The following is a 21,165-nucleotide window of genomic DNA, read 5'->3' as shown; positions in this document are numbered from 1 at the left end:
GGAGTATTATTGTGTCTACTAATACTAAAGCAATGAAATTAAGCAATCTTGCCGAAGAGTTATTAAAGAAAGGAGTAAATGAAGAAGCTATTGAGGCTTTGAAAAGAAGTATGAGATTAAGCACTTCAGATGATATGAGAGCATATTTACAGGTTGCAGTTTCTCTATTTGAAAACAGCGATTATGAGCATGCTAAAATATTTTTAAACACTTTCCTAGAATATTGGATGGCGGCTGAAGCATATTTTATTTTGGGAACTATAGCAAAAAAAGAATGCAAACTTGAAGATGCTTTTGAACTTTATAGAAAGGGCATTACCTTGTACAGTTCATCTGATCTTAATCCTTATTATGAGTTTTTATCATTATGCACTGTTCTTAAAGAGGAGGATAAGGGATTAGAAGCGGCTAAGAATGTACTTAAAATAAATAATAAAGATAGGGTTGCTTTAGTTTATATGGCTAATTATTTTTTTAGAAATGGTCTTTATAAAGAAGCTATGAATTTTTATAAAATATTAGTGGATAATAAATTGGCTGATCATAATGATTATCATTATTACGGTGTTTGTCTTCATGAGATTAAAGATTATAAAAAAGCGGAAAATATGTATCTGCAGGCTTTAGCTATGTATCCTGCAGACACTCCAGAAATTCTTGCTCTTAAAAATCTCAGAAGCAAAAGCTTAAAAGATAATTATCCTAACTTGGAAGAAAGCAAAGCTAAATACAGCAAAAAAATAAAAGAAAATCCTAATTCAAGCGATTATTTTCATTTGGGAAATATTGAATTTATAGAAGGAAATTATGAGAAGGCTGCTGAGTTTTATTCTATGGCTAAAGAATATTATGAAGAACAAGTATTCATTTCATAAGCTTCATATATTTGATTATATTTATATGCTTGTATAAATTAAGTAATTATAAAAAATAAATATTAAATAAAATTATTTTATTAATCTACGCTGTATTCCGCTTCGCTGTCTCCGCTTATAACAAATCTGTATGGATTAGTAGGCAGTATTTTTACCAGATAGTTATATAATAAAGTAGAGCTTTGAAGCACATTATTATTAGTATTATAATAAAAATATTTAGGATAATCCAATACATATTTATAGTAAGGATTATTTTTAGAACTTACCAATTCTCCTATTTTATTATTAACTTTCCATAGAAAATAAACCGATTTATCTGTCAAATAATTTGTATTAGGATTATTCAGTATATAAGAGAAAAAATCTGATGCTTTCAGATAATCATAATTTTTATATGAGTTCATAGCCGACTTATAATTATTAAATGCATCTTCCATATTCTGTATATTATTTGTCATATATCTTAAATAGCTCCATCCTATTATAGGTCCGTAGTATGTATCATATTTTACTAAAGCCCAATCTTCTCTCTCTCTTTCTTTAGCATTATATACATTAGTTTTATTTAATACAGTTACAAAATCATAATTATATAATTTATATAGTTCTTTTTCTGTTCCTGATGCAACAGCTGGTATTCTGTCTCTTATTATTATGCCGTTTCCTATTACATAGTATTCATCTTCAAATTGAGGTCTTATATCTTCTATTCTTTTTTCTATAGTTTTTTTCATATCCTCATAATTTTTCTTTTCATTTGCAGTTAAAGTAAAAGGAAGATTGTCAGGAAAATATGATTTATTATTTAATATGCTGTCTTGTAATATGCTGGTTCTGTATCTGTCTGAGAATCTTTTTATATATGTTATGTTTGTGATGAATTTAGATTTATCATTTTCATTTATTATATTAGAGAATCTATGTCTTATGCTGAAATAATAGGCAAAATCTTTTAAAGGAAATACGCTTTCTTCATCTTGAAGTATTCTGTCAAATGTATATCCGTTAAAAGAGTATTGTCCGTCTTTTACAATAATTCCCATTTGGCTGTATATTTTTTTTAAAGAATCGTTTAAGTTTGCAACATTATCATTATTGTTTTCCTCTCCTTCAACTATACCCTCATACAATAATTTAGTATAAAATTCTTCTATATACAGAGGATCATTTTCAACCATATATATCAATGCCTGACCAAATAAATAGGAAGCCTCGCTCTCATAATAGCTTGAAGGGTAGGTGAATATAAATCTTGCAAGAGTTTCAAATCCTTCTTTATAATTTGACGATAATATCTGATTTCTTCCAGTAATGAATGTTGTTAATTCATTATATGGAGACTGAGAATTTTCTTTTTCTGTTTTAGGCAGTGTTTTTAGAAAGTCTATTAAAGGTCCGTAATCTTCCGTATTTTCTATAGTTTTTAGTTTTCTGTATTCATTCATTGAATTTGCCGCTTTGCAGGAACTTAGAATTATAACGGATATTAATATGACAATACTCAATAATTTTTTGTTCATAACTTTTTATACCTTTTGCATATTTATTTTTTTTAAAAAACTGTCTAAAATTGATTTGGAAAAATCATTGCTGCATTTGTCAAGCATTTCGCTTACCAGATTTTCGCATTCCTGTATGCTTATATTTCTAATAATATTTTTTACTTTAGCAATAGAAGTTACAGACATAGAAAGCTCCCTTATTCCAAGCCCAAGTAAAACAGGCGTATACATCGGTACACTCCCCATTTCTCCGCATAATGTAATAGGCTTATTATTTTCATATGCGGTTTTTATTACTCTTTTTAGAGTTCTTAATACGGATATGTCTATAGGATTGTATAAGTACATTAATTTTTCATTAGTTCTGTCGCATGCCATTATGTACTGAACCAAATCATTAGAGCCTATTGATATAAAATCTGCCTCCTTTACTATTAAATCTATAATTGCAGCTGCTGACGGGGTTTCTATTAAAACACCTATTTTTATATTTTCATTAAAATTTTGATTTTCTTTTCTTAATTCTTTTTTTATATCTTCTATAAAGTTTTTAGTTTCAGTAATTTCTTCCAAAGTACTTATCATAGGAATCATTATTTCTATATTGCCGTAATAAGAAGCCCTAAGAAGCGCTTTTATCTGATCTTTAAATAATTTTTTATTTTGCAGGCAGAATCTTATAGCACGCCAGCCTAAGAAAGGATTATCTTCTTTAAAGTCTAATCCCAAAGCAGATGATATTTTATCACCGCCTATATCTAAAGTTCTTATTATTACTTTGCCTTTTATTTTTGATGCTATATTTTTATATACTTCAAATTGTGTTTCTTCTTCAGGCAATTTATATACAGCTTCTTCTCCTGAAAATATATATAAAAATTCCGTTCTGTATAAGCCTATAGAGTCTATTGAATATTTTAATAAATTTTCTGTTTCTTCAGGTATGTCTATATTTGCATTTATTTTTATTTCAATATTATCTTTTGTTAAAGCCTTTTCTTTAGCGTCTAATATATCTTTTTCTTTTGATTTTTTTAAATTTTCAGTTAATATAGTATAATTATAAATATCTTTTTCATTAGGATTCATTATCACTATATTGCTTTTGCAGTCTACTATTATTTTTTTTCCGTTTTTTATTTTGCTTGATATATCGGCTATGTTGAATATTGTTGTAATTGAAAATGATTTTGCAAGTATTGCCGCATGCGAAGTATATCCTCCGCTTTCTATTATAAATCCTAATACTCCTATGCCGTTGAACTTTAATACATCGCTTGGAGTTAAAGTTTTTGCTATTACTATACTGTTTTTCGGAACATTGGAATAGTTTATAAAATTAGGCTGTATCATATTTCTTATCAGTCTTGATTTTATATCAGCAATATCATAGCTTCTTTCTGAAAGCATTTTATTGCTTATTGACGATAATTTGTCCAAATATCCTGAAATTATGCTGTCATAAATATGTTCTATATTGCATAGTTTTTCTCTTACTTCTTCTTTTACCTGCTTTATTATAACTTTATCCTGAAGCATCAGTATATGCGCTGACATAATATTTTTTATATTATTGTCCGCATTTATTTGTAATTGTTCTATTTCTTTTACAGATTTTTCCAAAGCTTCATCAAATCTTTTATATTCTTTATCAATGTCGGATTCTTCTATTTTATATATCGGAGTGCTTAATGAAGGGACATATAGAAAAGAGTTTCCTATAGCCATATCATCTCCGACTCCGTTTCCATTTAATATCGTTCTTTTATCAGACATATATTCTCCGATATTATGTTAATTTGTAATTAAGATTATTATATTATGAATATAAAATATTTTCAATAGTAATATATATAAAATAAAAGATATATATTACTGCATATTTTCAAGCATTTCTACAACTATTTTCATAGAATTTTGTGCAGATTTTACAACAAATTTAGGAAAATCTATTGCAGCGTCACTATCGGCTTTATCAGATAATGAACGTATTACAACAAAAGGTATCTTATGCATTAAAGCTGCATGAGCCACAGCTGCCCCCTCCATCTCTATAGCTCCGGCTTTGAATTTATTATGTATTTCTTTAACTTTTTGATTATTACCTATAAATTGATCTCCTGTGGCTATTGTGTCCACATATATTTTATTTTCTTTTATAACTTTTTCAGCTGATTCTTTTGCTAATTTTATTAAATAAGAATCGGCAGGATAGTAATTTTTATCATATCCTTTTACTAATACCGTAAGTTCATCTCCGTCTAAATCGCTTGTATCAAAATCATGTTCAATTAAGTCTTTTGAAATAACTATATCCGATATATCATAATCTGGATTTCCAGAACCTGCAACTCCTGTAAATATTATTTTTTCTGCATTAAATTTTTCTATGGCTATAGTTGCTGCAACAGCGGCATTAACTTTTCCGATACCAGATTTCAGAAGAACTATATTTTTTTTGCATAATATGCCTTTATAATATGTAATATCAGCTGCTTCAACTTCTTCTATATTTTCAATCATACCCTTAAAATTAGTTATTTCAGAATCCATAGCTCCTATTATGGCAATTCTTTTAATTTCCGGCATAAAATAATCTCCTTAAAAAAATAATTAAAGTAATTTAAACTATTATACATTAAAAGTATATTTTTATAAACTTTTTTATTATAAATATTAAAAATCAAAAACCGAAGGATCAGGTCCTATTCTTTTTCCGTTTTCTAATGCATTAATTTTTCCTATATCATCTTTATCTAATTCAAAATCAAATATATTTATATTTTCTTCTATTCTATTTTTATTAACCGATTTAGGTATTACAGATATATTTTTTTCTATATCCCATCTTAGTATTATCTGAGCCGCTGTTTTATCATATTTGCCTGCTATATGGTTTATTATTTTATTATTAAGTAATTTTCCTCTTCCAAGAGGCGACCAAGCTTCCGCAATTATATTATGATGTTTACAGAAATCTATAAGCTCATTTCTAGGCAAATTCGGATGCCTTTCTATCTGATTTACTGCAGGAGCTATATTGCAGTGAGCGAATATATCTTTTAAATGTTTTATTTCAAAATTGCTTAATCCTATTGCTCTTGCCTTTTGATTCTGATATATATTTTCTAATGCTCTGTAGGTGTCTAAATATCTGTCTTTTTTTTGTCCAGGCCAATGTATAAGAACTAAATCTGCATAGTCGGTATTTAATTTTTCTAAGCTTTCTTCAAATGATCTTTTAGCAGAATTGTATCCCTGTTTTGTATTCCATATTTTTGTAGTGATAAATACCTCTTCTCTTTTTATTCCAGTTTTTCTTATAGCCTCTCCAAGTTCTTTTTCATTATTATAGAATTGCGCTGTGTCAAATTTTCTGTATCCAGCATCTATTGCCCATTTAACCGTATTATACAGCTCTTCCTTATCTGTAATATTATATACTCCAAGACCTAATATAGGCATTTCTATACCGTTATTCAGTTTTACTTTAATCATAATTTATTCCTTAATTATTTTATAGTATTAATTTTATTATATGTTATAATAGATATTATTACATCTATATTTTTTTATTTGTTTTATATATTAAAAAATGTTTTATTGTTTTTACCATTTTCCGATAATATTTAACAATTAACATAATAATGTATGGGGGTATGCAATTGGCAGCTAATAACGGTTATGAAAAATATAAAAAGGTTGATGTAAGCACCGCTTCTCAAAATAGGCTTATTGTGATGCTTTATGACGGAGCAATTAAATTTTTAGAAACTTCATGCGCCGCTATAGATAAAAAGCATGGAGAGGAAGAAGCTCATAATAATATATTAAAGGCTCAGGAAATTATTTATGAACTTTTATCTTCTCTTAACTATGAGGCTGGAGATATAGCCAATAGATTAGCCTCTATATACACATATATGAATCAAAAGCTTACAGAAGGAAATATATCAAAAACCAAACCTCCTTTATTGGAAGTAATAAGATATCTTAAAGAACTTAAAACTGCTTGGGAAAGCGTTGAAGAGCAGATGTCTAAAGGAAATACTGATAATAAAATTTCATCTCAGGCTAAAAAAGATGACAGTGAAAGTAAATTAAATATAACGGGTTAATAAAACTATGAGAAAAATAAGCATATTATTAATTTTTTCTATATTTTTTATGTCCTGTCAGGATAAAGATACTGAAACTATAGAACAATATGAAGCTAGAATGAACAGACTGGAAATTTTGAGGTATTATAATATACAAGATGTTATGCCTCCTAGGATCATAAATGACGGAATATTGTTTACTTTTGCTGAAAATTATGATTCGGTTGAAGTATCGGGTGATTTTAATAATTGGGAGGACAGCATACCGCTTATAAAAAGTTCTTACGGAGTTTATTATTATCTTTGGCAGTCTCCCTTAAAAAAGGGACAATATTTCTACAGATACAGAGTTAATGGTGTTTGGATTAATGATCCTGTTAATACAAATACGGAATATGATGATAATAATCAGGCTGTAAGCTATTTTGTTTTAACTAATGATATAGGTTTTTATGAAAAGAATCCTATTTATAATTCTGACGGCACTGTTACATTTTTTTACAGTAATAACACTGCAAAAGAAGTTATGTTTACCTCAGATAAATTAGGTTTTGACAGCTTAAGATATCCTATGATTTATTCAAATAATTTATGGGTAATAACTTTAAGACCTGAACCCGGAAGCTACTATTATAACTTTGTTGTAGACAGAGTATGGGAGGTAGATCCAATCAATATGAATGTTTATAAAGGAAATGACGGCAGACTTCATTCTTATATTTTAATAAATTATAATCAAACTAATATGATAAAATATTAAATATATTCATTAGATAGTATGTATTTATCATACTTTTTTATTATCTTCTTTACTTGAAGCTGATACATTATCGGAATTCAGATTATGAAGTCTTTCTTTTATTTCAGAAGTAGTTTTAAGAGGATCTTTTTCTTTTATTTTAGGCTGTTTTAATACTGATAATGTCTGATTTAGTATGTTTTTAAAGCTGTCGTCTATTACATTGTTTTTAGAATTGATATACATCATTTTTATTTGATCTTTAGTTTCTTTATCTTCTATTTTTGAAAGCAAATTAACATTATGGTCTGAAATAGAAACTAAATACATATCTTCAATAATTTCCACAATGGATATATATCTATTGGATGCAACGGGAGTAGTGGCAAGAACTTTAATTATATCTGCAGACCCCGATATTTTTTTGGATTTAGTTTTTAAGTATATAAATAATATGTATATACCTGCTAATGTAACTATAAATCCGATTACAGCTCTTATAAACATCCAGCCGCTATTTATTTCTGCTCTGTTTTGAATATTTTTGATATCCTGTAATATTGCAGGTTCATCTGCATTATTGGTATTATTCAAAGGCATATTAAAAAAATTAGTTTCCGTATTCTGAACAGCTTCATTATTAGCTGTTTGATTAGTTTCTGTATTTTCTTCCTGCGGAAAAGCCGCCGCAGTAATAATTAAGAATATAATAGAAAGTTTTTTAATCATATATGAACCGATGAATGCGGAGAGAGCGGGATTCGAACCCGCGGTAGGGGTTGCCTACGACAGTTTAGCAAACTGTTCCCTTCGGCCTCTCGGGCATCTCTCCAAAATTACATATTTGTATTATGATAACATAAATATTATTTTTAGTCAAGTTTATATTAAAATTAATTATTATGTAAATATATTATCTGTTTTTTATTATAAATTAAATAATATTTTTTTATTTTATTAAATACTACAGACAGTCATTTATTTTATACTGCTTAAAAACATTTTTTCCAAGCATAGTAATAGCTTTTGATGTACATTCGTTTATACATCTATAACATAAAGTACAGTTATTTTTGTTTTTTGCCTTATTATTATGATTAATATAAATATTATGCATAGGGCATATATTAATGCATTTTTTACAGCCTATGCATAAAGTTTCATTTATTTTTAACTTATCTTTATATTTATAAATTCTATTTCCTAAAAATAATCTTTGTAATAATAATCCGAGTAAAAAACTTATAAATGTTAATCCGTCTTTCGGAGCTTTTCCTAAATTAAGTAATTCTACGGCTTTATCTATTTTTATTTTGGTTTTATTTATTATATTAATATTCTTTTCTGTTTTAGAACATAAATATTTTATATCGCTTATATTATCAGGCATTTTTAGATGCAGCGAACCTATTATATCGGCATTGTATTTTTTTAGTATTCTAGCTAATATTCCAGCTCCGTCTCCGCTGAACATAGACATAGTAACTATTATAAAAATTTTTTTGTTATTAAAAAAAATTTTATTGTTGTTTATAAATTCTATTAATATTCTAGGCATATTGCTGTAATAAATAGGGTAGGCAATAATAATATAATCATCATTAATATTATTGATTATATTTTTATTATTAATCTCTTCTATAGAAAATATATTATATTGATTTTTTGAATATTTGCTTAAAAAATATTCAATACAATATTTGCTGTTTCCTGTGCCGCTGAAATATATTCCTGTCATATATATCCTTTGCTTAAAAATAGTTTCTGATTTAGCAATAATATAAAATTAATCTGAAATAACGCTTTTTACTATACCGTAAATTGAAGAAGCAAATCTTCTGCTTACTTTTAAAGGATTGATTAAAGTTTCAATACCGTCATTTATTTCATAAAACTCAATATCCCAAAACTCCACTTCTTCATTAGCTTCCATTCCGAAATACATATAATCAAATGTAATGTGTACTGATATATTCATATAAGCATCTTTCAATATATAGTTGCAGAAAGTGCCTGCGTCTAAGGTTTCGCCTCTGATCATATCATATTTACTTGCCAATGACATTAAAACGCCCGCTTTTACTTTTTTAGAATTAAGGGAATATATTTTATCTTTGTAAATATCTGTTTCTGTAATAGCTTCATATTTAAAATCAAGCTGTTCTATAATCTGTACTATTTCATAGTCGGATAACTGATTTTTCCATTTGTTTTTAGTATATTCATCTAATTCTGAAGGGTGTACTAAAGTTATTAAACTGTTTTCTTTTAAAGTATATTCTTCTTCATCGGCGGTATTAAAAGTGCCGTCTTCCATATACCTGAAGCTTTCTATTAAATTACCGCATTCATCATAAACACCCCAAATAAGCTTTAATGCAAATAGATTCATTATAGGATTTTCAATAAATACGGTTTTAAAATTATTATAAGTCCATTTTCTGCCGTTCATTAATACTTTTTGAAGCCTTATTTTCTGACTCTGCATTAAAGTTTTTATCTCTTTTTTAAGTATTTTATATTCTTTTTTGGCATTATCAGCCTCTGTTTTATCATCGTTGCTGTTAGGGGAAGGAAGCGATTTTATTATTTTTTGTTTTCCATTATCTGTAATTGTGAGTTCAAGATTATTATTTATAGATAATGTGAATGTTCTTCCTGAGTTTCCGCCGTAGCTTAAAACTCTTTCTCCTTTTTTATTAAATCCGAAATTAGGTATTATTCTGTCTGAAAGCTCGTCTGCAGTCATATTAAGCATATATGCCGCATTCTGCATAGTTTCATTAGCGATTTCTTTTATTTTTGCTGTAGGTGCTTTTCTAGTTAGATTATCCACCAATATTAATGCATAGCTTTTTCCGTTTAAGGCTATGCATTTTACAATGAAACCAGCCATAACAGTACGGGAACTTTTGGCAAATTCTTTTATAATAGGATAAACTTTATCTATTTTTAAATCGTCTGAATATAAAAGATATGGTATTAAAATATTTTTCTTTGAAGCTTCATAATTAGAATCTTTCCAATATGTATATAATAATTCCAAAGCATTTGTAAATGAATCACCGTCAAGCATTTCAATAAGCATATCGCAGTCTTTTAATCTTGAAGGTTCTATCAAATTCATATATTCCATAATAATATATTTGAAAATTTTTTCGTCAGCAGCTTGTCCATTGCTGTATAAAATATTTGTTAAATGAATGCTTTCTAAAAATTTAATATTTTTTTCATAATTAGTATTGTAGTATTTATTAACAAAATCCAAAGCTGCATCAATGTTTAAAAAACTATCTCCGTATTTTTTGATATTCCAATTTTTTATTATATTTTTTAAAGCTCCTTTCAAATCAGAAGCTCTGGCTTTTTCAGACATATTTTCAGCATATTCTCTTGTTATATCTTCATTATCCGAAATAAGCTTTAAGCAGTATCTTTTTACCTCCGCTTTTTTTGTGCTTTCAAGTATAGTATAAACTAAATTATAATCTTTATAATTAAATTTATTATACATAGTTTTTAATAAATCTAATGCCGTGTTTTTATTATTTGATATATTATCTATTATAAAATTATTATCATTTAAGATATTTTTTATATCTTCAAAATAGCTTTTAAATAACTCGTCTTTTACATTCTTTACAACTATATTATTGTTTTCATCTATACATTTAAGTTCTCTGTATGCCTGAGGAGGTTCAGAATCATAATAATAACCAGATAAATCCCCTGCATAATTATAATAGTATGAAAGTAGAATTTCTTTTAAAGTTATATTTAATTCTTCATATTCCAAAAGCGAATCAATAATTTCTTTTAGGGTTTTCTTTCCCATAGCTGACTGAACTTCTATATATTTTCTTATTCCTAATTGAACTGGAAGATATTTTAAAACACCTATAGCTAATTTTTTGAAATCTTTTATTTCATCATTTTCATAATTAAATAAACAGTAAATATAAAGAAGCTTTGAATCAAAACTGATATCAGGATGTGTATCTCTTTTGTGGCAGATATTATTTACATTTTTCTTGTCTGTATAGTATTTTATAAGTTTATTGAAGTTTTTATTTTTATTTTTATCAAATATTTCTTCTATTTTTTCAGTAGATGTAAGATCAGGTCTCGTATTTTCTTTAAAGAATTTTACTATATTTTTTAATACATTTACCGACTTTCTGAAATTTTCCAAATCTATATTATTGCTATCATTATGCTCGGCTAAAATAGAAGTAAACACTATAAATATTGTTTTGGTTGCATTATCCTCAATATTTTCTGAAATTAGATTATATATTATATAAAAATCTTTTTTATTTTCCAAATACAGGCTTCTTGATATGGAAAAAAAATCATATTTGTAATAATCTTCAAAATATTTAGCTATAAATGCAAAATAACTAGGATAATTTATTTTTTTATAGAATTTATCAATCTTATCTGTATTATTATAATCTTTTTCTCTTATATAATTTCCTAAAGAAATATTCATATTGATAATATATTCTCTATGATTATTTAATACTTCTAAGAACTTATTTTTTATAAGTTCATTTTTATCTATAACCGCAGCTACAGCATTCAAAGCATCATAAATATTAGGAAGTACATCAAATGATTTTACAACAGCATTTACATATTTATCTTCATTGTTATTATTTATAACGGAGCATATTGCAATCAAAGGTATAATCGCATCTCTGTCCATTACTTTAAATATATTTTTACTATCTTTATTAAGAATAATATCTATATACTTATTTATATAATCATTAAACTCTTTATTGAAGTATTTATTTAAATCTTCAAATAGTTTGTATAAGTGTTTTTCATATGATGCAAGTCTGTGTAAATCTTTATAATCTTGATTGCGATTATAAGAAATATACCGCAAAGAATTTTGAAAGTTTTTATTTATTATTAAATCAAAAATAACAAATCTATATCCTTCTATATTGGATTTATATGATCCATGAAGAATTATCTTTATAAAATACTGATATCTTTCTTTTAATTTATCATCTTCTATAGAATAGTAATCTTTTAAAAATTCACTGTCTAAATAAAAACGTCCGTATTGATATTTTTTTATCTTGCTCACATCTTTTTTTGCTTCGCAGGTTTTCATATCATCTATTATAGGAGAGTTTTCATAATATTTTTCAAGTTTTTTTTCTAAATCCATAATTAATCTCTTAATTTTTTATTTTATTCTATATAATTTTTATTAAAATATCATAATTTTTAATATTAATAAAAAACTATTAACTTTTAACTAATATCTCCAAATACCCCATACATCTAAACCTCCGCCGAATGCATTATTTATTTGGAAGTCGGCGCTTTTCTTCATTATTCCCTGACCTTCCGCATAAGCTGTAAGTCCGAATGTTAAATTTTCTATTAATGTAATCTGCATCTCTCCTTCAATTCCGTAATGCAGATTATATTCTATGTCGGTTTTATACAGTTCTCCTTCAAACATAAGTCTGGGCATAATATAAGTATATATAGCGCCTAATTTAGCTTCAAATTTTGCTGGAAGTATAACATAAAAATACATGCTGTCGGTTGCTCTTTCCCCATTATCTCCATACAGATAGTTAATATTGATATCTTCGGCATATCCTGCATCTATGGTAGCCCATCTTGCTCCTATACCGTAATAAAATGCTAATTTTACAGGCAATCCTATTTGAACAGGGAAATTATCAAATCTTGTAAGCATAATATTTCCGTATAATGATCCTCCGACAACCATAGGCGCAATATTTATGCCTCCTACAGAGTTTGTAACGCTTGAAAGCTGGATACCGTAATGCAGTGAGATTGTAAATTCATCTAATAAACCGCTTCGGAACATAAATGAAAATTTAGGCGTAGTGCTTAGAGATAAATGTCCTCCATGATATGATTTATCTCCAAAAGAAAATGAAAAAGGCAGAGATAATCTGTATTTATCCATTGCTAAGCCAAATGAAAATGAATGGCTGTGAGCAATAGGGGAGTTTTTTTCACTAAGATCATTATATAAGCCGAATTGATATCCGAAACCGAATATTCCATAGCTTAATCCTACAAATCCTTTAGGAAGAAACGCTAACCTTCTTTTTTTAGTAACCTCATTTATATAAGTATTATCAACTATATGAGATAGATCTAGTATTGAAACGCCTAGTTTAAATGAAGTATTATGATTCATAAGCGGGGCAAAATCATATATTGTACCTACTCTGTCAGAACCAAATCTTGTGTATGTAACGCCCTCTATTAAATTATGCATATTGTCTTTATCTACTCTGTCGTCTATCGCAAATGCCGAAGAAGTTAATACCAACATCATTATAAATATTATTTTTTTCATTTTTTCTCCGCTATTACTATAATTATATTTACAAAACAAATATTATTTAATAGATGTAATAGTAATTATATTTTTTATAAAAATTATTTGTGCAGTTTATATTAAAAATTCTATTTTTTCAAGTGTCTGTTAATATAGATTTTTATATTAACTGTAAAGCGTTTTCTTCCGATAAATTAATTATGAGTATAATATGATAAAAGATTTTCTTTATTTTATTGTTATTATTTTGTCTAAAACCATAATAGATTTATTCAGATTATTCGGAAGTATTATAATATTCGGCTTTGTTTTATATGCTGTGTCTTCTATTACAAGAAGGATATTTGCAAAAACATTAGGCTCTAAAACAGAAGTTTATATAACGGGCTGGATAGGAACTCCTATACATGAGCTTTCGCATGCATTATTCTGCTTAATATTCAGACATAAAATTAATGATATAAAACTTTTTAATACAAAATCGGATACTATAGGTTATGTGCTTCATAGCTATGATTCCAGAAGCTGGTATCAGCAAATGGGTAATTTTTTTATAGGGGTAGCTCCTATTATAGTAGGTACCCTTATAGTTTATTTTCTTTTTGCATTATTAGCTCCAGAATTAGAAAAAGATATATTTACTATGCATTTACCTGAAAACAGGATTATCTTTAATTCTGATATTTTATCAATGATATGCTTCGGTATTTACAATATGTTTGCTTATGCTTATAATATTTTTACCAATATAATAAATAATGTTATAGATAATTGCCCATTTAAAAGCATAGCCTTTTGGATATTTTTATATTTATCCGTATCTATTGCTTCTCATATGGAGCTTAGTCCAGCCGATATTTCTCATGCTTGGAAGGGCATTATTATAATATTTGCCTTATCTTTAATAATAAACACATTTTTAATATTTATAAAGATATTTTTGAAAGTTGAAATACCAGTTTACATATATAATTTTATTAATAAAATATTAGATACTTATAATATGCTTCTGATATTTTCCGTTATAATATCATTATTAAACTTTTTTATATCATATATAATTTTAACGCCTATTAACTTAATAAGAAAAGGCTGTCTGATTAATCCTTTTAGCAATTAAAATAATTCAATTTTAAGAAATCTTTTTTATTGAAATATTAATAATAAATAATTTTATAATGATATTTGATATAGCTTAATTTATTTTTTTCCAAATTTATTTTTGACAAAATTGTTTAAAATATTTAATTTATCAGCTGTAGCTTCTTTTGACGCTTCTAAATTTTGGCTTTCTATTTCCTCATAAACTTCTTTTCTGAATATTTTTACATTTTTAGGCGCATTAATTCCAAGCTTAATTTGATCTCCTCTTATATCAACCAGCATTATTTCTATATTATCGCCTATTACTATGCTTTGATTAATTTTTCTAGAAAGTACAAGCATTTTTACTAACTCCTTTCTTCTGTATTATTACTGTCTTCTAAAAGAATAGAATGTCTGGTTGTATATTTATCTCCTGAAACAGTACATTGTTTTGCTTTATGATTTTTTATATTGAAAACTACAGGAGCTATCAAATTGGCACTCATAGATTTAAAATCACTGTTAGGAATACTTATAATTGTAAGAAGATATAAATCCTCCTTATTTTCTATACCTAAATATTTAATATCATCATCATGCACATCAGGTTCATAATTTTTAAATATTAAAAACGGATCTATAAGTATAAAGCATACATCTTTATCATCTTTAGACTGAAGTATTTTAAAAGTTCCTTCTTTATCCATGTTAAGAAGGTAGAACTCATCATAATTTTCAAAAGCTAATATTGTTCCGTTTAAATGATATAATGAATTTTCAGAAACTTCGATTTTTCCTAATATTCTAGATTCGATTTTTTGCATAAAATTATTTCCTTATTTTTTAATATATCATACTTGTTCTGATAATTATTATAGTTTTTATTAAAATATAATTATAATTTTATTATCTTAAATAATCCATAAGAGTTCTGCCTAATAATTTTCCTGCGGTTTGCAAAGAAGCATTATGAGCATACTGCCACATATTAAAATTAATAATTTCTTCGGCATAATCTATATTTTCATTTTTAGCTAAAGCCTCTTGAATTGCCAATTTTTGATCTTCAAAACTATTGTAGCCCATATCAAGCCTTGTAGTTTTGGAAGATGCATTTGCCTGTACAGTTAAAACATTATCTAAAGAACTGTCTATATAACCTAAAGCTTCGCCACCTATAGAGCCCACATCATCATTAAGCATTGCATCTCTTAAATATATTAAACTTTCAAATATGCTTTTTCCAGTTACTAAGGCGCTAGGCTCATAGTTGTTTTCAGGATTGTTTGCAGCTCCTATTCTCACCAATCCTATATCCTGAAGCACCGTTCCGCCTGCTAAGTCCTGCAATAGTATCTTATGAGGAGTTCCACTTTTTAATTGTATAACTTTCTGCCCCCCTCTTAAATCTCCTATGCTTGCGCTTACATTTCCGTTTGCATCATTTATTCTTTGAACTACAGCTTCAATATTATCTCCCTGTTTAATATTTATTACCATATCATCTATCATAATATCCTGATCTTCTGCTGCAATATAAGCTGAAGAATCTGATGTTGATATTATTTCCATATCTGTTCCCCAAAAAGCATAATTTCCTGGAGTAGCTACATTTATAATCTGACCGTTTTCTATTTCTCTGTTTTGAGGATTTCCGTCGCCTTCATATATTACGGATTTTACTATGGAGCGTCCTGCTCTTTCATCATGACCGTAAAATGCCATGAAAGGAGCTGTTTTAATACTTGTGCCTGAGAATATAAACTCGCCTTTGCTTTGAGTTTTTGATATATCGTATATTCTTTCAATCATTTCTTCAACTTCCATAGCCATTTTTGCCCTGTCATCGGCTCCGTATGTGCTGTTTGCTCCCTGCACAGCTAAATCTCTTGCTCTATTTAAAGCTTCGGTTATTGCCGACATAGAATCATGTGCTACATTTAATCTTTCTCTGCCGTCAATTATATTATTCTGATATGCATCAACAGATGACATTCTGGTTCTGTAATAAATGGAATTAATGGTTGCCGTAACATTTTGATGAGGGTACTGAACCCTTTGACCTGTTGATAATCTTGTCTGCGAATCTGTCATTTCGCTTTTATTCATTCTTATTGATCTAACTGTTCCGTTTAATTGGGATTGTTCTGTAACTCTCATAATTATTTATCTCCTGTTTTTAATATAGAAATGATTATTATATCGTTATTATTTTCGTAATAATTTCATATTCTTTTATTATTTTTTATTGATTCTAATAAAATTTTATATTTAAATATATAAGTCATACATTAGTTTTTATATTTTATTATCATAATGCAAGTCTGTAAAAAATATTATGATTATATTTTATTTGCTGACGGAAGATGGAGAAATTTAAGCTTATCTGAGCAAATGGCTAATATAGGAAGCGAAGTTTACAGAGCCGTAAAATTTAAAAATAAAAATAATATTGAATATTCTAAAAATGCGGCTTACAGAGCTTTAGAATTAATTGATTTAACCATAGAAGCGCAGTATAAAAAACACAGCATAAAAGAGTTTACAAGATTAAGAGAAGTTTTATGTGATTATTTGCTTGGAGATAACGAATATAATACCGATGAAAAAATTATGAAATATTTTGACAGCTTTGCTTATATTGCAGCATATAGAAAATGCAGATAATTTTCTATATTATTCTTTAGTTTTTCCTATAATGGCCTGCTGGCATATATCATTATATCTTGTATCTCTTTTTTTCTTCTCTATAATTACAATTCCGTCATAATAGTGAATAGAGTAGGTATTGTCGGTAAAATTATTCGGATATAAATCATCATCTTCGGAGGCCCAATATGCATTAAGATGATCTATTAAGTTTTTTGTATATTCTATAAATGAATTGGGATTTTTATATCCTCCTCCGAAATTAGTCCAATATGATGTGTAAACATCTTCGCATAGATAAAGCCCTTCATCTTTTATATGTTCATACATCTCTTCAAATGATGTTATCTGCTGATTCATTCTATGTCCGCCGTCATCTATAAGTATATCCAGTTTAGGTATTTCTTTTTTTACTTCTTTTAAGAACTTCCTGTCTTCTTGAGAGCCTATAAATATTTTTATATTATCCTGTTCAAATTGTCTGCATTTAGGGTTTTTATCTATTGCATATATATTTACTTTGGCGTTTGTATCATTTTTAAAATATTCTCTCCACATCTTTACAGCTCCGCCGCTTCCAACTCCTATTTCCATCATATTAATATCTTTACCCCTATATTTAGAAAAATGTCTTTCATATATATCAAAAAATGGAAGATGTTTAAAAACGGCTTCTTCTTTATTATTTAGAAAATAATTATGTAAATCCGCTTTATCTTTATTGCTGTCACTGATAAGTATGTCCCTTATTATTTCCAGTTTTTTTTTATCTTCTTCGCTGTCCGTTTTTACTAATAAAAGTTTTTTATGAGTTTTTAATTTCAATTTTTTAATTTCAGATTTTTTATTATTTTTCATTTGTATGCCTTTGTTGTTTTTTTACTATACTTTGTGTAAACGGTTGTAATATATAGTATTTTTCATAAATAATCTCCCGCTTTTATTTAGCTTTATATTTTCTAAAGCTAAATAAAAGTGACTTATTTAATTATTATAACTACTTTAAAGGTCCAGTATTACTGATTTATTTCTTCCAGTTTCTTTTGCATTATAAAGAGATTGGTCTGCTTTATTTATAAATGCCTCCATAGCAGTATTTTTTTCTTTTATTGCACCGCCTAATGATGCGGTTGCTTTCAGTGAATATTCTTCAGTAGAAAAATCCGTATTCGATATGGCTTTTCTTATTTTCTCCATTGCATTAAAAATATCGTTTTTATTATGTATATCAAATACTGCTATAAACTCTTCTCCTCCATATCTAGCCAATACAGATTTGCTTTTTATATCTTTTAAAGATTCTTTCATTGTTTTTGATGCTAATTTTAATATATGATCTCCTATATTATGCCCGTAAGTATCATTGTAATGTTTGAATTTATCTAAATCTATTATTACTATAGAATATATTTCATCTAAAGTTTCTTTTTCCTGAATATATTTTATTATATAGCCTCTATTATATAGTCCTGTAAGTTTATCTCTATTTGCCAGAAAAGATAATTTTTCACTGTATAATACTATTGACAGATAATTAATTAGTATTAATATATCATTTTTATTTTTATCTGTATTTACTATTATAGAACCGAATTTATTGCCTCTTGCAGATAGGGTATATTTTTTATTATTTCCTTTTTTGCTTATAACAGATTTATTTTCAGATACATACCATAGTCTGGATTCTTCCGTATTGTCTTTATTAAAATAAACCGCAAAACTTTTTATAATTTTTTTTGAATTAGCCTCAAAAGTTTTTATTATTCCGTCTACAGAAAACGGTTCTGGTATTTCATTTAATATATTTATCACTTTAACGATATCATTCATAATGAAAACATTATACAAAAATAAGGATATAAAATATTAAAATTATCTTCTTCCTCTTAAGAATTTCTTTATAGGTATAAAATCTGCAGGGTTTAATGCTACTCCGTTTCTTCTTACTTCAAAATGCAAATGACTTGCCGTAGATCTTCCCGTATTTCCCATTCTTCCAATCATCACCCCTACACCTACAGTGGCTCCTACACTTGTGCTTATGGAATTGAGATGCGCATAATATGTAGTGTACCCTTTATCATGACGGACTATTACTAAATTTCCGTATCCTCCGCTGTATCCTGCAAATACTACCTTTCCTTTTCTGGCTGCATATACGGGTGTATTTATTCTTCCAGGTATATCCACTCCCATATGTTTTGTTCTTACTCCTGTTATAGGGTGAATCCTATATCCGAATACACTGCTTATTCTAGTTATAGTGGTAGGTAAACTGAACATTTGTCCGAATTTATCTATTCTTTCATCTAAAGTATATTTAGCTCCCGGAAGAAATATTTCGCTTCCTTCTTCTATTTCTTCCAAGCTGCTTATTTTATTAAAAGATAAAATTCTGCTTAAAGAAACATCATATCTTTCCGCAATATCTTTTATTGTTTCATTTTTCTTCATTGTATATAATAATCCGTTGCGGTTAGGTATTAAAATTTTTTCATTGGGTCTTAATTTATTGGCATTGCTTATTTTATTTACGCTTACTAATGTGTCTAAATTGGCACCTATTTTTCTGGATATTATTGTAAGATTATCGCCTTCCTCTATCGTATACTCATCATATTTCATACTTATAGTACCGTCGCATACTAAAGTATCATCGGAAGTTATTGCGTTATAAAATATATCCGTTGCATTTTCTAATGTTACGGCAGAGGTTACTGTAGGCAGTTCCGATATGCTTGAAGTATTATAGCTTATTTGCTCAGGCGATATTTCATCTAATATTTTATTATACGCCATATTAGAATATAATTTATCTTTTGTATAGGTCTGGCGCATATTTATTATTAAAAAATTAGCTAAAAAAATAAATAAAGATAATGATAAAACAATCAATGAAAAATTTTTAATTATTCCTAAAAATATATTTCCTTTTTTATTGTCTGCATATCTTGCAGAATGAATATAAGTTGTTCTTATTCCGTACACTTCTGATTTTTTTATTAATTTTGATTTTATATTAAATAGTATATCTTCTATTTTTGAAAATATACTGTTGGTGTTTCTTATTTTTGTGTACTTAAATTTATTATTTTTCATAATTGCCGCTGCTAAATTAATACTTTAATTACTAATAAATGACTAGTTCTAATATACAAATATTTTACAGTATTGTCAAGTATGTAATTTTTTTTATATTAAAATTTATTTATTGCTTTAACATAATCGGCAATATCTTTGAATGAATTTAAATAATAATTATTTTTTAAATCTAATAAAATATTTTTATCTGTAATTCCGTATAGTGCGAGAAAGCATTTTATATTGGAATTATTTGCAAATTCATAATCGGCAATTCCGTCTCCAACCATAATAGTTTCATTTTCTTTTAAGTGATAATCTTTTTTTATTACATGCCAAATATTAACATCAGGCTTATAGTATGGATAAATATCGCCGCCTATAACGGCTTTAAAATATTTTAATATATTGAGTTTTTCTAAAGTTTTCAGCGCCATTTTATTAGGCTTATTGCTTATAATAAACATATTAATATAATTATTATAAAATAATTTTAAAGTTTCATCTGCTCCTTCATAAAGCTTTGTACTGTCAATGCAATGCTCTTCATAATATTTTATATAAAAATCATATACTTTATCTTCAATATTTTTATTGTCTGAATATTTATTAACGGCTTTGTTTATAAGCTTCTTTGCTCCGTTTCCTACAAAACTGCGGGCATCTTCAATTAAAATTGTTTGTAAATTGAAATATTTTAGTGCGGCATTTACACAGTTATATATATCGTATATAGAATCCGCCAATGTTCCGTCTAAATCAAATATTATATTTTTTATCATAT

At 27.2% G+C, this 21,165-nt stretch carries 20 protein-coding genes and 1 tRNA gene; 5 read left to right on the top strand and 16 right to left on the bottom strand.

Annotation, left to right across the window (positions count from 1 at the left end):
• Window positions 1-11 precede the first annotated feature (11 nt).
• Complete coding sequence (locus QZ306_RS06005; protein WP_295162121.1) at window positions 12-875, top strand: hypothetical protein; 864 nt, start codon at window positions 12-14, stop codon at window positions 873-875.
• Between the two features lie 80 nt (window positions 876-955).
• On the opposite strand, the gene QZ306_RS06000 is transcribed toward QZ306_RS06005, so the two are convergent.
• The 4 genes from QZ306_RS06000 to QZ306_RS05985 form a co-directional block, all read right to left on the bottom strand.
• A complete protein-coding gene (locus QZ306_RS06000; RefSeq protein WP_295162119.1) occupies window positions 956-2,398 on the bottom strand; it encodes a hypothetical protein in 1,443 nt (480 codons plus the stop codon).
• Between the two features lie 6 nt (window positions 2,399-2,404).
• Window positions 2,405-4,156, bottom strand: coding sequence for a phosphoenolpyruvate--protein phosphotransferase (gene ptsP / locus QZ306_RS05995; protein ID WP_295162117.1), 1,752 nt, complete (start codon window positions 4,154-4,156; stop codon window positions 2,405-2,407).
• A gap of 96 nt (window positions 4,157-4,252) precedes the next feature.
• Entirely contained in the window at window positions 4,253-4,969 is a 717-nt protein-coding gene (locus tag QZ306_RS05990; RefSeq protein WP_295162115.1) for a 5'-methylthioadenosine/adenosylhomocysteine nucleosidase, read from the bottom strand.
• Window positions 4,970-5,056: 87 nt separating this feature from the next.
• A complete protein-coding gene (locus QZ306_RS05985; RefSeq protein ID WP_295162113.1) occupies window positions 5,057-5,878 on the bottom strand; it encodes an aldo/keto reductase in 822 nt (273 codons plus the stop codon).
• 167 nt (window positions 5,879-6,045) lie between these two features.
• On the opposite strand from QZ306_RS05985, the gene fliS reads away from it, so the two are divergent.
• Window positions 6,046-6,498 (top strand): flagellar export chaperone FliS, encoded by a 453-nt coding sequence (gene fliS, locus QZ306_RS05980; protein ID WP_295162111.1) that lies wholly within the window; start codon window positions 6,046-6,048, stop codon window positions 6,496-6,498.
• A gap of 7 nt (window positions 6,499-6,505) precedes the next feature.
• Window positions 6,506-7,240 carry a protein kinase gene (locus QZ306_RS05975; protein ID WP_295162109.1) on the top strand — a complete coding sequence of 245 codons (735 nt, stop codon included), beginning with the start codon at window positions 6,506-6,508 and terminating at the stop codon, window positions 7,238-7,240.
• 27 nt (window positions 7,241-7,267) lie between these two features.
• Here the strand turns inward: QZ306_RS05975 and QZ306_RS05970 are convergent, their stop codons facing one another.
• The 5 genes from QZ306_RS05970 to QZ306_RS05950 form a co-directional block, all read right to left on the bottom strand.
• Window positions 7,268-7,948 carry a flagellar biosynthetic protein FliO gene (locus QZ306_RS05970; RefSeq protein WP_295162107.1) on the bottom strand — a complete coding sequence of 227 codons (681 nt, stop codon included), beginning with the start codon at window positions 7,946-7,948 and terminating at the stop codon, window positions 7,268-7,270.
• A 17-nt stretch (window positions 7,949-7,965) separates the two neighbouring features.
• Window positions 7,966-8,051, bottom strand: a tRNA-Ser gene (locus tag QZ306_RS05965).
• 132 nt (window positions 8,052-8,183) lie between these two features.
• Window positions 8,184-8,957 (bottom strand): EFR1 family ferrodoxin, encoded by a 774-nt coding sequence (locus QZ306_RS05960; RefSeq protein WP_295162105.1) that lies wholly within the window; start codon window positions 8,955-8,957, stop codon window positions 8,184-8,186.
• A 48-nt stretch (window positions 8,958-9,005) separates the two neighbouring features.
• Complete coding sequence (locus QZ306_RS05955) at window positions 9,006-12,404, bottom strand: DUF4132 domain-containing protein (RefSeq protein WP_295162103.1); 3,399 nt, start codon at window positions 12,402-12,404, stop codon at window positions 9,006-9,008.
• A 90-nt stretch (window positions 12,405-12,494) separates the two neighbouring features.
• Window positions 12,495-13,583 carry a cell surface protein gene (locus QZ306_RS05950; protein ID WP_295162101.1) on the bottom strand — a complete coding sequence of 363 codons (1,089 nt, stop codon included), beginning with the start codon at window positions 13,581-13,583 and terminating at the stop codon, window positions 12,495-12,497.
• Window positions 13,584-13,776: 193 nt separating this feature from the next.
• Here QZ306_RS05950 and QZ306_RS05945 point away from each other — a divergent pair, with 193 nt between their 5' ends.
• Window positions 13,777-14,685 (top strand): hypothetical protein, encoded by a 909-nt coding sequence (locus QZ306_RS05945; RefSeq protein ID WP_295162099.1) that lies wholly within the window; start codon window positions 13,777-13,779, stop codon window positions 14,683-14,685.
• 80 nt (window positions 14,686-14,765) lie between these two features.
• Here the strand turns inward: QZ306_RS05945 and csrA are convergent, their stop codons facing one another.
• The 3 genes from csrA to QZ306_RS05930 form a co-directional block, all read right to left on the bottom strand.
• Window positions 14,766-15,011: a carbon storage regulator CsrA gene (gene csrA, locus QZ306_RS05940; RefSeq protein ID WP_295162097.1), complete on the bottom strand. Its 246-nt coding sequence runs from the start codon at window positions 15,009-15,011 to the stop codon at window positions 14,766-14,768.
• Between the two features lie 5 nt (window positions 15,012-15,016).
• Complete coding sequence (fliW, locus tag QZ306_RS05935) at window positions 15,017-15,475, bottom strand: flagellar assembly protein FliW (protein WP_295162095.1); 459 nt, start codon at window positions 15,473-15,475, stop codon at window positions 15,017-15,019.
• Window positions 15,476-15,557: 82 nt separating this feature from the next.
• Window positions 15,558-16,811, bottom strand: a complete 1,254-nt coding sequence (locus QZ306_RS05930) for a flagellar hook-associated protein 3 (protein WP_295162094.1) — start codon at window positions 16,809-16,811, stop codon at window positions 15,558-15,560.
• Window positions 16,812-16,967: 156 nt separating this feature from the next.
• Between QZ306_RS05930 and QZ306_RS05925 the strand changes: the two genes are divergently transcribed.
• A complete protein-coding gene (locus QZ306_RS05925) occupies window positions 16,968-17,318 on the top strand; it encodes a hypothetical protein (RefSeq protein WP_295162092.1) in 351 nt (116 codons plus the stop codon).
• A gap of 9 nt (window positions 17,319-17,327) precedes the next feature.
• Here QZ306_RS05925 and QZ306_RS05920 read toward each other — a convergent pair whose 3' ends face one another.
• The 4 genes from QZ306_RS05920 to QZ306_RS05905 form a co-directional block, all read right to left on the bottom strand.
• On the bottom strand, window positions 17,328-18,158 hold the full coding sequence (locus QZ306_RS05920; RefSeq protein ID WP_295162090.1) for a class I SAM-dependent methyltransferase: 831 nt from the start codon (window positions 18,156-18,158) through the stop codon (window positions 17,328-17,330).
• Window positions 18,159-18,302: 144 nt separating this feature from the next.
• Window positions 18,303-19,130 carry a GGDEF domain-containing protein gene (locus QZ306_RS05915; RefSeq protein ID WP_295162088.1) on the bottom strand — a complete coding sequence of 276 codons (828 nt, stop codon included), beginning with the start codon at window positions 19,128-19,130 and terminating at the stop codon, window positions 18,303-18,305.
• A gap of 42 nt (window positions 19,131-19,172) precedes the next feature.
• Window positions 19,173-20,399 (bottom strand): M23 family metallopeptidase, encoded by a 1,227-nt coding sequence (locus QZ306_RS05910; RefSeq protein WP_295162086.1) that lies wholly within the window; start codon window positions 20,397-20,399, stop codon window positions 19,173-19,175.
• A gap of 98 nt (window positions 20,400-20,497) precedes the next feature.
• On the bottom strand, window positions 20,498-21,163 hold the full coding sequence (locus QZ306_RS05905) for an HAD family hydrolase (RefSeq protein WP_295162222.1): 666 nt from the start codon (window positions 21,161-21,163) through the stop codon (window positions 20,498-20,500).
• Window positions 21,164-21,165: the final 2 nt, after the last annotated feature.

It is taken from the genome of uncultured Brachyspira sp., assembly GCF_910588665.1.
GTDB lineage: Bacteria > Spirochaetota > Brachyspiria > Brachyspirales > Brachyspiraceae > Brachyspira.
The sequence above is the reverse complement of the archived record's forward strand: the minus strand, read 5'-3'. Positions and strand labels throughout refer to the sequence as shown.